A 15,532-nucleotide genomic window follows, 5' to 3' on the forward strand; every position below is an offset into this window, starting at 1 on the left:
TCTTCCCTGTCCTGGAGACTCCGGAGGACGAACCGTGCTCGCCGGATCGCAATTTCTTTTGGAATATTTGCACGTCGGGCAGGTGCTGGGAAGATCGACTGGCGTAATTATTTCTCGGCCTGAGGAGTAGTGTCACTCGCGGTGAATGGGCATATAGCGGGTTCTCGGCTCGGCTACGCCGCACCCAGAGGCTGAGCCTCGCCGCACGCCGCACGCCGCTCCCCGCGTGCCGCCGACGGCACGCGCCACGCCCGGTCACGTGATCGTCGAGCAGGCCGCGGGCTGGTCCGGGGATGGTCGGTCGCAGCGCCCGTACGGCAAGGTTTCGTTGTTGATCACAGACGTTAGGAGGCGGTTCGCGGTACGTAATCCGTAGAACTACGGGACTTCGGCGGCGGTTCGGTACATCCGCGGGTCGACGGCCCATCGAGCGCACACCCGGTCCATCCGCGATGCCTCGGTCGACGCCGAGGCCCGGCGGTTTCCGCACGCCCACGCTCGTTGCGTCCCCACGCCCGGAGCTGGGAACCGGGCTGGAGAACCCCACCCGACCACCGTTCCGTTCCCCCCTGTCCGTCCGCGTGCTCCGGGAACGGCACCGGATCCATCGCGGCCCGGAGTTCGGCGCCCCCGCTCGTAGTCGCGGGTCGGCAGGGCGGCCCTGCCCAGCCCGGTGAGCCGGTCGGCCGCGTCCGTACGAAAAGCCGGTTCCTCGGCCAGGGCGCGCTCCACCGGAGTCTCGCTGCGGGACAGGTCCTCGCCTGCGGTGACCAGCGTGTAACCGAGGAACCAGATGGCACGTGCGTCATCGACCGGGTCGTCGGCGACCGTCACCGAGGTCGAACGGGACATCGGCGCGCGACCGTCGGATCCCGTACTACCGGGCTCATCACCGCGGGTGAGTTATTGCCGGTGGCGGGATGTCCGTGGCAGCTCGGTCAGTCGGCCGTCCAGCCGCGGAAGATGCCGACGCAGCCGCGGACGGACAGTTCGTGGTGATCGAAGTGCCGATCGAGCTGCGCACGGAGGTCGTCCAGGGTGTCGCCGTCGTTGTGGAACGCCCCCTGCTTGTTGAGCAGCCGCATCGCCTTGCGGGCGGCGAGGGACACCGGGACGCCGGCCGACAGGACCGTGGTGCCGAAGACGACACCTCCGGGGCGGACCACGGCCGCGGCGTGCGCCAGCACGATCCCCTTCTCCCGCAGACTTCCCGGGATGCAGTGCAGCAGATAGCTGATCCCGACCGAGTCGTGCGAGCCGTCCGGTACGGGCAGCGGCTCCAGCACGTTCGCGCGCACCGTGGCGACGTGGTAGCGGCGCAGGCGATGTGCCGTGTGGGCCAGGGAGTTGGGGTTGAGGTCGACCAGGGTGATCCGCGGGTCGGGCACCGGGAACCGCGCGTGGTGGAGCAGGTACCCGCTGCCCACGCCGATGTCCATGTGGCGCGCACCCACGCCGGTGTCGTACAGGCGTCGGGAGACCGTCGGCGGGCAGCGCCACAACAGCGGTGCGGTGCCTCGGTACACCACGAGGTCGTAGAGGTTGAGGAAGGGTTTCGAGTATCCGGCCTGCCCGTCGAGGACGGCCTGGTCGAGGTGGTCGAGCGGCTTGTCGTGGGCGCGTTCGAGCGGCTTGGTGTCGAGGCGTTCGAGCGGCTTGTTGTCGCTGGTGCTGTCGGACGTCATCATGCTCCTTGGGTGCCTCGGGGTGGTTGGCTGTCGTGGTCTCGATGCGAACCGCCGAGCCAGTCGCCCACCGCGCGCAGCACGGGGCCGCTGTGCTCACGGATGATGGAGAAGTGCGTTCCGGGCGTGTCGACTGCCGTGTGCGGCAGATGCCAGCGGGGCCGCCAGTCCTGCGGCGGGTCGTCGAAGCCTGCCTCCGCGGCCCGTACGAGTAGCGTCGGCGCGCCGATCTTCGCGGGGGTCCACGCCTGGAACAGACCGGTGTAGTGCGCCAGCGCCGTGAGGTGGGTGTCGTCCTCGGCCTCCTGTGCCCACGGCTCGTCCGATGCTCCGGATCTGCGAGCCGCTTCGATCCGGGCGTGGAGGTGTCGGAGCATCGCGCTGCGTGGCCAATGGCTGTCCAGGAGGACGACGGCGTCGGGACCGGCTCCGCGTGCTTCCAGAACAGCCGCCGTGGCGTGGGCGATCCAGCCGCCGGCGGAGTAGCCGAGGAGGACCACGGGACCGCCGTCGGCGCACCGCACGACACCGTCCGCCTGGAGTTGTGCCAAGACGTCCACGGATGCGGGCAGCGACTCGTGCGGACCGAAACCGGGCACCGGCAGTACCCAGACGTCGTGCTCGCCTCGGGAAGCGGCCGCGAGTCGGGCGTACTGGGATGCTCCCGAGCCGACGGCGAAGGTCGGGAAACAGACGATGCGGGCCGCGGAGCCGCGTGCCAGCCTGACGTGCGCCGGCCGGAACCGCTCGTCGGGGTTGTCGAAGATGGGACGGAACCGGGCGATGCGTCGCATCAGTTCCTCGAACTCGTCGGTCCGGCCCAGGTCACCGGCGCGGGCGAACAGGGGGCCGAGGGTGAACCCGGCCCCGCCCGTCCCGGCACGTGCCGGCTCCGCGCCGCCGGTGTCCTCGTCGCCCGCAGGCCCCGTTTCCTCCCATCGCTCGACCAGGTGTCGGGCCAGGGAGGCGACCGTGGGGTATTGGAAGACGAGGCCGGGCACCAGGCGCAGGCCGGTGTCCGCGCCGAGGCGGTTGCGCAGGTCCACCGCCGTCAGCGAGTCGAACCCCAGCTCGGGCAGCGGCCGATCGGCGTCGACGGTCTCCGGGTCCGCCAGCCCCAGGACCGCGGCCACGTGCGTACGAACCCACGCGACGACCAATCGCGCCCGTTCCTCCCCGTTCGCGGCCGCCAGGCGCTCCCTGATCTCCCGGCCCCGATCCGGCCGCACCGACCCGTACTCGCCCGGGGACCGGACCGCGCCCATCGTCGGACCGCCGCCCTCGGGCCAGTATCGCTCGCGCCCGAACGCGTACGTGGGCAGGTCCACCAGGCGGGCACCGCAGTCGGCGAGCATCCTGTCCCACCCCACCGCAACGCCGCGGACGTGCAGATGGGCCAGTGCGCCCAGGAACGCGCCGAGTTCGGTGTCGTATTCCGGCCCGGGCATCGGCAGAACGGTGAAGTTCTCGGCCGCGGCGGTCGCCGCGTCTGCGGCGTCCGCGCCACCCGTGCCGTTCGTGTCCTCGGTACCGTCCGTCGGAGCTGCGGCGCCGGGCCCCACACGCTCCGCGAAGGTGTTGTCGGCCCCCATCCGAAGGCAGACGCACACCCCTTGCGACCCGAGCCCGCGCACGGCCTCGGTCGGCGCGCCGTCGTCCCGAATCAGCCGCACCCAGTACTCCGACGAGGACAACTCCTCGTACGTCACCGGCCGGCCCGTGCGGCCGGAGGCGAGCGGGGTCAGCGGCCGGCGGAAGGTCAGTTCCTTGACGGCCCGTCGCACGCCCTCCCCCGCCGAGTCGTCGGACACCGCCGAGTCGTCGGACACCGTCGGGTCGGCCTGCGCCGCGCACTCCGACGCCCGGCCGAGGGCGACGACGAGTGCGGCCGCGTCGGTCAGGGACAGCACACCGGCGCAGTGCGCGGCGGTGACCGCACCGACGGATCGCCCGAGCAGCAGCCCGGGTTCGATCCCCCAGTGTTCGAGGAGCCGAAACAGCGCCACCTCCCCGGCGAACAGCGCGCCCTGGGCCGGGATCGGATCCTGCGGCGTCTCGCCGTGCCGCGGTGGAACCTCGCCCTGCGGGCGGTCCAGCCGTGCCGCGATCGCGGCATCGGCCTCGGCCAGGGCCGACGCGAACATCGGGATCCGCGCGGACAACTCCTCCACGAGTCCCGCTCGTTCCGCCACCGGTTCGCGCGGCGGACCGGAGAACAGGAACGCGACCCGGTCCCGGCCCCGCACCATGCCCCGGACCAGCCCCGGTGCGGATCCGTCCCGGGCCAGTTCCGCCAGCGACACCAGCAGGGCATCCCGGTCCCGGCCGAGGATCACGGCGCGGTGGGCGAGGCCGGCCCGGGTCGCCGCCAGGGAACGCGCGACGTCGACCGGTGCGAGTTCCGCGCGCTCGCGAACGAACCGGCGCAACCGGCCGGCCTGCGCACGCAGCGCGTCCGAGGTCCCGCCCGACAACACCCACGGCACCGCGGGCAGCGTGGCGAACGGGTCCGGCGCCTGCCGCGGCGAACCCGGAGGCCGGGTTTGCGCATGCCGATCGCCGGACGTCTGTCGCGCCGGCCCCGCGCTCGATGGGGTCGGTTCGGGTTCACGCACCGCGTCCGCGTCGTCCGGTGCGTGCTCCAGGATCACGTGCGCGTTGGTCCCGCTGATCCCGAAGGACGAGACACCGGCTCGCCGGGCACGACCCGTATCCGGCCACGGTCGGGCCTCGGTGAGCAGTTCCACCGCGCCCGAGGTCCAGTCGACGTGCGGCGTCGGCTCGTCCACGTGCAGGGTGGGCGGCAACACGCCGGTGCGCATCGCCATCACCGTCTTGATCACCCCGCCCACCCCGGCCGCGGCGGCGGTGTGGCCGATGTTGGACTTGAGCGACCCCAGCCACAGGGGGGCGTGGGCCGGCCGGCCCTGCCCGTATGTGGCCAGGAGGGCCTCCGCCTCGATGGGGTCGCCGAGCGTGGTGCCCGTGCCATGCGCCTCCACGGCGTCCACGTCCCGCACGGTCAGCCCCGCGTGGGCCAAGGCCTGCCGGATCACGCGCTGCTGGGCGAGTCCGTTGGGTGCCGACAGGCCGTTGCTCGCCCCGTCCTGGTTGATCGCGGTGCCGCGGATCACGGCGAGGACCGGGTGCCCGGCGTTTCGGGCCACCGACAACGGTTCGATCAGGAGCACGCCGACGCCCTCGCCCCAGCCGGTGCCGTCCGCCTCCGCGGCGAACGCCTTGCATCGCCCGTTCGGCGCCAGTGCACCCTGGCGGCTGAATTCGAGGAACGCCCCCGGGGTGGACAGGATCGTCGCCCCGCCCACCAGCGCGGCCGTGCAGTCGCCCTGGCGGAGCGCCTGGACGGCCAGGTGGAGGGCGACCAGGGACGACGAGCAGGCGGTGTCGACGGTCACCGCCGGTCCTTCGAGGCCGAACGTGTAGGCGACCCGCCCCGAGGCGACGCTGGTCGAGGTACCGGTCATCAGGTAGCCGGCGCCGCCCTCGGGATCGGCGGTCAGCAACGGTAGGTAGTCCTGACCGCTGACCCCCACGAACACCCCGGTGCGGCTGCCGGCGACGGCGTCGGGGGCCAGCCGCGCGCGTTCCAGGACCTCCCATGTCACCTCGAGGAGCAGGCGCTGCTGCGGATCCATCGCCAGTGCTTCCCGCGGGCTGATACCGAACAGGAGCGGGTCGAACCGGTCGGCGTCGTGCAGGAAACCGCCCCGGCGGACGTACGTGCGGCCCGGGCGGCCCGGGGTCGGGTCGTACAGACCCGCCGTGTCCCAGCCGCGGTTGCTCGGGAAGGAGGAGATCGCGTCCCGTCCCGAGGCGACCAGGTCCCACAGTTGCTCGGGCGAGGCCACGTCACCGGGGTAGCGGCAACCCATCGCGACGATCGCGATCGGCTCGGCGACGGCGGCCGTCGCCGGCTCGTCGACCTGCTCGGTGGCGCCGGTGAGACGCGCCAGCAGGTACGCGGCCAGCCTCTCGGCCGTCGGGTGGTCGAACACCGCCGCCGGGGAGAGGCGGACACCGGTCGCCGTGGCGAGCCGGTTGCGCATCTCCATCGCCGTCATCGAGACGAACCCGAGGTCGGTGAACGCCTGGGTGATGTCGACGTCCGCCGCGGAGCCGCGGTTGAGCACGGCGGCGGCATGCTCGCAAACCGTCTCCAGGACCAGGTTCCCCCTGCCGCTGTCGGGCAGTTCCGCGAGGCGCCGGCGGAACACGGCGGCCGCGCTGTCGTCGCTCTCCCGGTCCGGGGCGGCGGCGGGCAGCGCGTCGGGCCAGTAGCGGCGGCGCTGGAACGCGTACGTCGGCAGGTCCACCAGGTGGGCCCGCCCTCCGATGTGCGCCGACCAGTCCACCGGCACGCCCTGGACATGCGCCTCCGCGAGGGAGGTGAGGAAACGCCCGAGGTGTCCTTCGTCGCGCCGCAGCGACGTCAACACCGTGCCTTCGCCGACGCTCCCGGGGCTCGCGGCGCCTTCCGTGATCTCGTGCAGGGACACCGCGAGCACCGGGTGTGGGCTCATCTCCACGAAGGTGTGGTGCCCGGCCGCCAGGAGTTCGCGCACGGTCGGGTCGAAGCGGACGGTCTCACGCAGGTTCCGGTACCAATAGGCGGCGTCGAGCCCCGAGGTGTCGACGGGGCCGCCCAGGACCGTCGAGAAGAACGGGATCGAGGCCGCCCGTGGGGCGATGTCGGCGAGGATCGTGACGAGTTCGGCCTCCAGTGCCTCGACCTGGGCCGAGTGCGAGGCGTAGTCCACCGCGACGCGAATCGCTCGCACGCCGTCCTGCTCGGCGGCGTCCAGGAGTTCGGCGAGCGCCTCGGCGTCGCCCGAGACCACGACGGACCCGGGGGCGTTGACCGCGGCGACGGACAGGCGTGTTCCCCATGCCGAGAGCCGGTCGCGGGCCCGGTCCGCCGGAAGGCCGAGGAACGCCATGCCCCCGCTGCCGGCCAGGCGTTCGGCGACCAGGCGCGAGCGCCTTGCCACGATTCGCGCCCCGTCTTCCAGGGACAGGGCACCGGCGACGCACGCGGCGGCGATCTCGCCCTGGGAGTGGCCCACCACGGCGCCGGGTTCCATGCCGTGCGAGCGCCACAGGGCGGCGAGCGAGATCATCATGGCCCACAGCGCGGGCTGGACCACATCCACGCGGTCCAACGAGGCCGCGCCCTCGGCGCCGCGGACGACGTCCACGAGCGAGAAGTCGACGTGCGGCGCGAGCGCTTCGGCGCACTCGTGCAGCCGCTCGCGAAAGACCGCCGAGTCGCGGCACAGGTCCGCTCCCATGCCCTCCCATTGGGCGCCCTGGCCGGGGAAGACGAACACCGGTTTCCCGGGATCGCGTGCGACGCCCGTGACGACACCGGCGGCACTCTTCCCCTCGGCGATGGCTTCGAGGCCCACGAGGTACGCGTCCCGGTCGTCGGCCAGCACCACGCCTCGGTGGTCGAACAGGGTGCGCGAGGTGAGCAGCGAATGCGCGACGTCGGCCGACGCCAGGTCCGGGCGGGTACGTACGTGCTCACGCAGCCGGGCCGCCTGCTCTCGCAGCCCCCGAGCGTTCCTCGCGGTGATCAGCCACGGCAGCGGCCCGGTCTGCGCACGGTCGCCCTCGACGAGCTTCCGCGCGGGGTCGTCCGCGAGGTCGGCAGAGCCGTCGGACTCGACGGCTACGGCGGTCGGGGGTGCGACGAGGGTCGCGGGGAACGTGTCGTCCGGAGACTGTTCCAGGATCACGTGGGCGTTGGTGCCGCTGATCCCGAAGGACGACACCCCGGCGCGACGCGGCCGGCCGGTCCGCGGCCAGTCCCGCGCCTCGGTCAACAGGCGCACCGTGCCCGCGGCCCAGTCCACGTGCGGGGTCGGCTCGTCCACGTGGAGAGTGGGCGGCAGGATGCCTCGGCGCAGTGCCATCACCGTCTTGATGACGCCGCCGACGCCCGCCGCCGCCTGGGTGTGGCCGATGTTCGACTTGATCGATCCCAGCCACAACGGCCGATCCGCCGGCCGCTCCCGACCGTAGGTCGCCAACAGCGCCTGAGCCTCGATCGGATCACCGAGCGCGGTACCGGTGCCGTGTGCCTCCACCACGTCGATCAGATCCGCCGACAACCGCGCGGACGCCAACGCCCGCCGAATCACCCGCTGCTGCGACGGACCGTTCGGCGCCGTCAAACCATTGGACGCACCATCCTGATTCACCGCCGAACCCCGCACCACCGCAAGCACCGGATGCCCACGCTCCCGCGCCCGCGACAAACGCTCCAACAACACCAGACCCACACCCTCCCCCCACCCCGTACCATCCGCCCCCGCCGCGAACGCCTTGCACCGACCATCCACCGCAAGACCCCGCTGCCGACTGAACTCCACGAACATTCCGGGGGTGGTCATCACCGAAGCACCGCCGGCCAGCGCCAGGGTGCACTCACCCTGCCGCAACGCCTGCACAGCCAGATGCAACGCCGTCAACGACGCCGAACACGCCGTATCCACCGTGATCGCCGGACCCTCCAGACCGAACGTGTACGCCAGACGACCCGACAACACACTGGCGAGGAAACCGGTCGCGTAGCCCTCGAAGTTCTCCCGGGCCCGATCCAGCAGGAGCGCGTACTCCTGGCTGCTGGTGCCCACGAAGACACCGGTGCGGCTCCCGCGCAGGGAGGCCGGTGTGAGGCCGGCGCGCTCGAACGTCTCCCAGGACACCTCGAGGAGCAGACGTTGTTGCGGGTCGAGCGTCAGCGCCTCGCGTGGACTCACTCCGAACAGGCCCGCGTCGAACGACGCCACGTCGGCGAGGAACCCGCCCTCGCGTGCGTAGCTCTTCCCCGGCCGGTCCGGGTCGGCGTCGTAGAGGCCCTCGATGTCCCAGCCTCGGTCCTGGGGGAAGGGCCCGATCGCGTCCCTTCCGGAGACCACCAGCTGCCACAGGTCCTCCGGCGAGCGCACGTCCCCCGGGAATCGGCAGCCCATCGCCACCACCGCGATCGGCTCCGCGTCGGCGTCCTCCAACTCCCGCAGGCGCGCTCGTGTCTCGTGCAGGTCGGCGGTGACCCGCTTGAGGTAGTACCGAATCCGGTCGTCCGTCACCATGTGCAACCACCTCGTCGAGACGTCACCGTTGTGCCTTGCTCGCGGGCTCCGGCCCGAGGTCAGGAAATCCCCAGCTCCCTGCCGATGAAGTCGATGACCTCCTCGTCGGTCGCCAGGTCGAGCTCGTCCGCGACGGTCGTGGCGTCCTCCCGTGCGTCGGGTGCCCGGTCTCCTGCGGGTGCGTGTTCGCCCGCCTGTCGAGCGAGCGCGCGCAACCGATCCGCCACTCGTTCGCGTCCGGCGGCGTCCAGCGATGTCGCCGCGAGGTGCACGGCCCAGGCGTCCAGGCCGGCCAGGACGGTGTCGACCGGTGCGTCCAGCCCCGACACCAGTACGGCTTCGAGGTGTCGACCGAGGGCGGCGGGGGTCGGGTGGTCGAACACGAGTGTGGTGGGCAGGTTCAGGCCGGTTGCGGCGTCCAGACGGTTTCGCAGTTCCACGGCGGTGAGCGAGTCGAAGCCCAGTTCCTGGAACGGGCGTTGCGGATCCACGTGCCCGGACGTCGGGTGACCGAGGACGAGGGCGATGCGATCGCGCACCAGGTCGAGGATCAGCGCGCTGCGGTCCTCGGCTCCCAGGAGTGCCAGGCGTTCGCGCAGGGCGTGCTCCGCGCCCGGCTCCGCCGCCGTCGCCGTAACGTGGACCAGGCCGCGCAGCAGCGCGGGAAGCGTGCCGTTCTCGGCGGCGGCGCGCAGTTCCCCGGGGTCGAGGTGCGTGGGAACCCACCCGGCCCGGCCGGCGGCGAGTGCCTCGTCGAACAGTGCGAGGCCCTCCTCGGTGGAGAGGCCGCCCGTGCGGGTGTACTCCGCCCGGTCCGTGTGCCCCGACCGCGACCCCATCCCCCCGGCCTCGGCCCAGCGGCCCCATGCCAGCGACGTCGCGGGCAGGCCGCTGTCGTGGCGGTGTCGGGCCAGCGCGTCGAGGAAGGCGTTGGCGGCGGCGTAGTTGGCCTGTCCGGGGGCGCCGAGCGTGCCGGCGGCGGAGGAGAAGAGGACGAACGCGGCCAGGTCCGCGTCCCGCGTCAGCTCGTGCAGGTGCCGGCCGCCGTCGACCTTGGGCCGGAAGACCGCGCCCACTCGGGCGGGCGTCATCGAGTCCAGGACGCCGTCGTCGAGCACACCCGCCGTGTGCACCACGGCTGTCAACGGGTGCTCGGCGGGCACCGATGCCAGCAGGTCAGCCACCGCGCCCCGTTCGGCCACGTCGCACGCCACCGCCCGCACCGTCGTGGCGCCCGCGGCGGTGAGTTCGGCCAGCAGTTCCGCCATGCCCGGCGCGTCCGGTCCGCGGCGTCCGGCAAGCACGAGGTGCTTCACGTGGTGGGCGCCCACCAGATGTCGGGCCACCTGCGCGCCGAGCGCCCCGGAGGCGCCGGTGATCAAGGCCGTACCCGCCGGATTCCACGCGGGAGGCATCGTGAGGACCACCTTGCCCACGTGCCGGGCCTGGGCCAGGAAGCGGAATGCGGCGGGCGCCTGCCGTACGTCCCACGTGGTGACCGGGATCGGCCGCAACCGCCCGCGCTCGAACAGTTCGACGATCTCCGCGAGCATTTCGGTGATGCGCTCGGGGCCGGCGTCCATCAGGTCGAACGCACGGTAGGCGATCCCGTCGTACCGGGCGGCGACCTCGTCGGCGTCGCGGATGTCGGTCTTGCCCATCTCGACGAATCGGCCGCCCGGCCGCACCAGGCGCAGGGAGGCGTCCGCGAGGTCCCGCACCAGCGAGTTCAGCACCACGTCGATGCGACCGCCACGGCGATCGTCGCTCGTCGCGCCGAACCGTTCCTCGAACTCGACGGTACGCGAGGAGGCGAGGTGCGCGTCGTCGACGCCCAGGGCGCGCACCGCGTCCCATTTGCCGGGACCGGCCGTGGCGTACACCTCGGCACCGAGGTGGCGCGCCAACTGCACGGCGGCCATGCCGACACCGCCCGCCGCCGCGTGCACGAGCACCTTCTCGCCGGGCCGTACGTCGGCCAGGTCCACCAGGCCCTCGTAGGCGGTGAGGAACGCGACGGGCACGGACGCGGCCCGGGCGTACGACCAGCCCCGTGGAATCCGCGCGATCAGGCGCCGATCGACGACGGCCACCGGCCCCAGGCACCCGGCCGCGAGGCCGAACACCCGGTCTCCGGGGGTGAGTCCGGTGACGTCGGGTCCGACCTCGGTGACGACGCCGGCGATCTCGCCGCCCAGCGCCCGCTGGTCGGAGACCATGCCGAGGGCCATCACGATGTCCCGGAAGTTGACACCGGCGGCTCGCACCGAGACCCGGACCCTACCCGGTCCGAGCGGTGCCGCGGCTTCCGGGCAGGGGGCGAGGAGCAGGTCGTCGACGGTGCCGCCACCGCCGAGGTCGACCCGCCACTCCCGGATTCCCGCAGGCGGCACGAGCGTGCCGGACGGCACCCCGCGGGCCAGCCGGGGAACGAACATCCGGCCCGCCCGAAGCGCGAGTTGCGGTTCGTCCCCGGCCGCCGCCCCGACCAGGGCGGCCGTCGAGGTGCGCTGCCCGTCCGAGTCGACGAGCAGGAACCGTCCCGGGTGTTCGGTCTGCGCGGCGCGCACCAGGCCCCACACCGCGGCCGCCGCCACGTCGGCGATCGGTTCGTCGCCGGCAACGGGCACGGCGCCGCGGGTGGTGACCACGAGCCGGGACGCGTGCAACCGGGTTTGCGCAAGCCAGGTCCGGAGTATGTCGAGCACGGACAGAGTCAGAGCCGTGGCGGCGCCTGCCGGGTCGTCGACGACCGCGTCATCGGTGCGGGCCGCATCGGTGGACCCGGTTTCGTCCGTGCTGCCGACTTCGTCCGATCGCTCGGCTCCGCCGGTGCGAACGGCGTCGCCGTGACACGGCAGGAATACCAGGTCCGGCACGGGTGCACCGGACTCGATCGCCGACACGAGAGCACCGAGATCGGTGTGCGTCGTGGCCGCGAGCCGCTCCGCCGGAGCGCCGTCCCCGAGCACGGCAAGAACAGGGGTCCGCGTCCGTGTTGCCGACGGAACAGGCGCCGTCTCCACCCAGTCGACGTGGAAGAGGCTGTCACGGGTGTGGCCCGCCCGGAGCTGCTGGGTGGAGACCGGGCGGGTCCGCAGCGATCCGACCGACGCGACCGGAGCGCCGTGCTCGTCCCACAGGGCGAGGGAGACGGCGTCCGTACCCGCCGGGGTCAATCGTGCGCGGAGCACCGGTGCGCTTGCGCCGTGGAAGGACACCTCGTGCCATGCGAACGGTACTCGGAGGACCTGTGTCCGCCGGCCCTCCCGATGCACCGTCGTCCCCTCCGCGGTGAGGAGGGCCGCGTGCAGCGCGGCGTCGAACTGCGCCGGGTGCAGCGCGTATCCGCCGTTGCCGGAGCGCGCCGCGTCGGGGAGCGTGATCTCGGCGAACAACTCCTCCCCCAGGCGCCAGGCTGCGGTGAGCCCGCGGAAGGCGGGGCCGTACTCCAGGCCGGCCGCGGCCGTGCGCTCGTAGAAGCCTTCGAGCGCGACGGGTTCCGCTCCCGAAGGCGGCCATGGCTCCCCCGCACGCGCCGGCGCGGCGACCGCCTCGGGGGCGAGCGTGCCCCGGGCGTGACTCACCCACGGGGCGTCCGGTGCGTCCGGGGTCGCCGTGCGGGTGTCCTCCTCCCGGGAGTACACGCCCAGCGGGCGCCGTCCGTCCTCCGCTGCGGGCCCCACCCGCACCTGTAGGCGCACGGCACCGTGTTCGGGCAGGACCAGCGGTGCCTGCTGGGTCAGTTCCACCAGGCGCCGGCATCCGGCCTCGGCGCCGGCGCGGATCGCCAACTCCACCACGGCGGTGCCGGGTAGGAGTGTCGTGCCCAGCACGACGTGGTCCGCGAGCCATGCCTCGGTCCGCCGGGACACCACCCCGATCAGCGCCCTGCCCTGGGCGTCCGCCAGATCCAGGGCCGCGCCGAGCAGGGGGTGTTCCGGCACGTCCAGGCCGACGGCGCGCACATCGGCGGCAGGGGCCGCGGCGCTCCAGGGGTAACGGCGGTGCTGGAAGGGGTAGGTGGGCAGGTCCGTCCTGCGGGCGCCGGTGTCGGCGAAGAAGCGGGGCCAGTCGACCCGGGCGCCGCGGGCGAACGCCCGGGACAGTGCCGTGCGTACGGTGTCGGCTTCCGGACGTCCGGCGCGCCCCGCCGGGATCGGCACGGCGCGGGTGTTCGAGGGTGCCTGCGCGAGGCAGTCCTGGGCCATCGCCGTCAGCGTCCCGGAAGGGCCGATCTCCACGAACGTGCGCACCCCCGCGGCAACGAGTCGGCACATCCCGTCGTGAAAGCGCACGGTCGCCCGGGTGTGCCGGACCCAGTACTCCGGCGAACACAACTCGTCGGCGCCGGCGATGTCCCCGGTGACGTCGGAGACGATCGGGATGGTCGGCGGATGGAAGTCCAGCTTCCGCGCGACCGCGCCGAACTCGTCCGACATCGCGGCCATCTGTGGGGAGTGGAAGGCGTGGCTCACCCTGAGCCGCCGCGTCTTGCGCCCTTTGCTCCGCCAGCGCTCGGCGAGGTCGAGCACCGCGCTCTCGGCGCCCGACACGACGACCGACGCGGGTCCGTTGACGGCGGCGATGGACATCCGGTCGGCGTGTGCGGCCACCTCCGGCAGAACCTCCGCCTCGGTCGCCTGCACCGCGACCATGGCGCCGCTGCCGGGCACGTCCTGCATGAGACGGCCCCGCGCGGCGACGAGCACGCACGCGTCCTCCAGGGACAGGACGCCGGAGACGTGCGCGGCCGCCAACTCGCCGACGGAGTGGCCGAGCAGCAGCTCGGGGGTGAGCCCCCAGTGCGTGAGCAGCCGGAACAGCGCCACCTCGTACGCGAACAGTGCCGCCTGGGTGAACAAGGTCTGCTCCAGGAGCGCGGCCGTCGTCGTGCCCTCGGGGGCGTACAGGACGTCCCGCAGCGGGCGGTCGAGATGCGGGTCCAGCCCACCCGCGATGGCATCCAGCGCCTCGGCGAACACCGGGAAGGCGGCGGACAGTTCGCGTCCCATGCCCGCGCGCTGGCTGCCCTGTCCGGAGAACAGGAACGCCTGCCCGCCCTCGGCGGTCGCCCCTTGCACCAGACCCGGGGCCGGCCGGCCGTCGGCCAGGGCCGTCAGACCCGCGAGCATCTCGTCCCGATCGCGCGCCCACACCACGGCCCGGGTGTCGAGGGTCGCCCGTGAGGTGGCCAGCGACCAACCGACGTCCGCCGCACGCGCGTCGGGCAGGGAGCGGATCCGATCGCTCAGGCGCCCGGCCTGGTCCCGCAGGGCCCGCTCGCCCCGCGCCGAGACCACCAGCGGTACCGGCCCCTGCGGGATGTCCGTCCCGGTCGGGGCCGGGGCGGTGTCGTCGACTGTGCCGGGCCGGGGGTCCTGTTCCAGGATCACGTGGGCGTTGGTGCCGCTGATCCCGAAGGACGACACCCCGGCGCGCCGCGGCCGGCCGGTCCGCGGCCAGTCCCGCGCCTCGGTCAGCAGGCGAACCGCCCCGGAGGCCCAGTCCACGTGCGGCGAGGGTTCATCGACGTGCAGGGTCCTCGGGAGCACGCCGTGACGCATCGCCATGACCATCTTGATCAGCCCGGCGATGCCGGCGGCGCCCTGGGTGTGGCCGATGTTCGACTTGATCGATCCCAGCCACAACGGCCGATCCGCCGGCCGCTCCCGACCGTAGGTCGCCAACAGCGCCTGAGCCTCGATCGGATCACCGAGCGCGGTACCGGTGCCGTGTGCCTCCACCACGTCGATCAGATCCGCCGACAACCGCGCGGACGCCAACGCCCGCCGAATCACCCGCTGCTGCGACGGACCGTTCGGCGCCGTCAAACCATTGGACGCACCATCCTGATTCACCGCCGAACCCCGCACCACCGCAAGCACCGGATGCCCACGCTCCCGCGCCCGCGACAAACGCTCCAACAACACCAGACCCACACCCTCCCCCCACCCCGTACCATCCGCCCCCGCCGCGAACGCCTTGCACCGACCATCCACCGCAAGACCCCGCTGCCGACTGAACTCCACGAAGATTCCCGGGGTGGTCATCACTGCGGCTCCGCCGGCCAGCGCCAGGGTGCACTCACCCTGCCGCAACGCCTGCACAGCCAGATGCAACGCCGTCAACGACGCCGAACACGCCGAATCGACCGTGATCGCCGGACCCTCCAGACCGAACGTGTACGCCAGACGACCCGACAACACACTGGCGGCGGCGCCGGTGAGTTGGTGCCCCTCGGTCCCGTCGCCGGTCCCGCCCCCGCTGCCGCCGGTCATCAGGACCGATCCGACGAAGGCCCCGACGGGTTGTCCCTTGAGACCGCCGGGATCGATCCCCGCGCGTTCGAAGGTCTCCCACGCGATCTCCAGGAGCAGCCGCTGCTGGGGGTCCATCGCGGCGGCCTCGCGCGGGCTGATCCCGAACAGGTCCGCGTCGAACTCCGAGGCGTCGTCGAGGAAGGCGCCTTCGCGGACGTAGGTGTGGCCCGACCGGTCGGGGTCCGGGTCGAAGAGCGTCCCGGTGTCCCAGCCGCGGTCGGTGGGGAAGGCCGAGACCGCGTCGGTTCCGGTGGCCACCAGCTCCCACAGGTCCTCCGGCGAGCGCACGCCCCCGGGGAAGCGGCAGCCCATCGCCACGATCGCCACCGGCTCGTGGGCTGCCGCCGTCAGCTCGCGCGTTTGCGCGCGGAGCGACTCGACCTCCTTCAGCGAGGCCCGCAGGGCC

At 72.9% G+C, this 15,532-nt stretch carries 2 protein-coding genes and 1 pseudogene; all 3 read right to left on the reverse strand.

All coding sequences use genetic code 11. The features are described from left to right. Positions 1-938: 938 nt before the first annotated feature. Positions 939-1,685 (reverse strand): class I SAM-dependent methyltransferase, encoded by a 747-nt coding sequence (locus ACIRL2_RS27325; protein ID WP_395861428.1) that lies wholly within the window; start codon positions 1,683-1,685, stop codon positions 939-941. A gap of 71 nt (positions 1,686-1,756) precedes the next feature. Beyond that, positions 1,757-8,800 (reverse strand): annotated as a pseudogene (locus ACIRL2_RS27330) (type I polyketide synthase); the annotation flags it as partial. 62 nt (positions 8,801-8,862) lie between these two features. Beyond that, entirely contained in the window at positions 8,863-15,528 is a 6,666-nt protein-coding gene (locus tag ACIRL2_RS27335) for a type I polyketide synthase (RefSeq protein WP_402235313.1), read from the reverse strand. Between the last annotated feature and the right edge of the window lie 4 nt (positions 15,529-15,532).

The organism is Embleya sp. NPDC127516 (assembly GCF_044765325.1).
GTDB lineage: Bacteria > Actinomycetota > Actinomycetes > Streptomycetales > Streptomycetaceae > Embleya.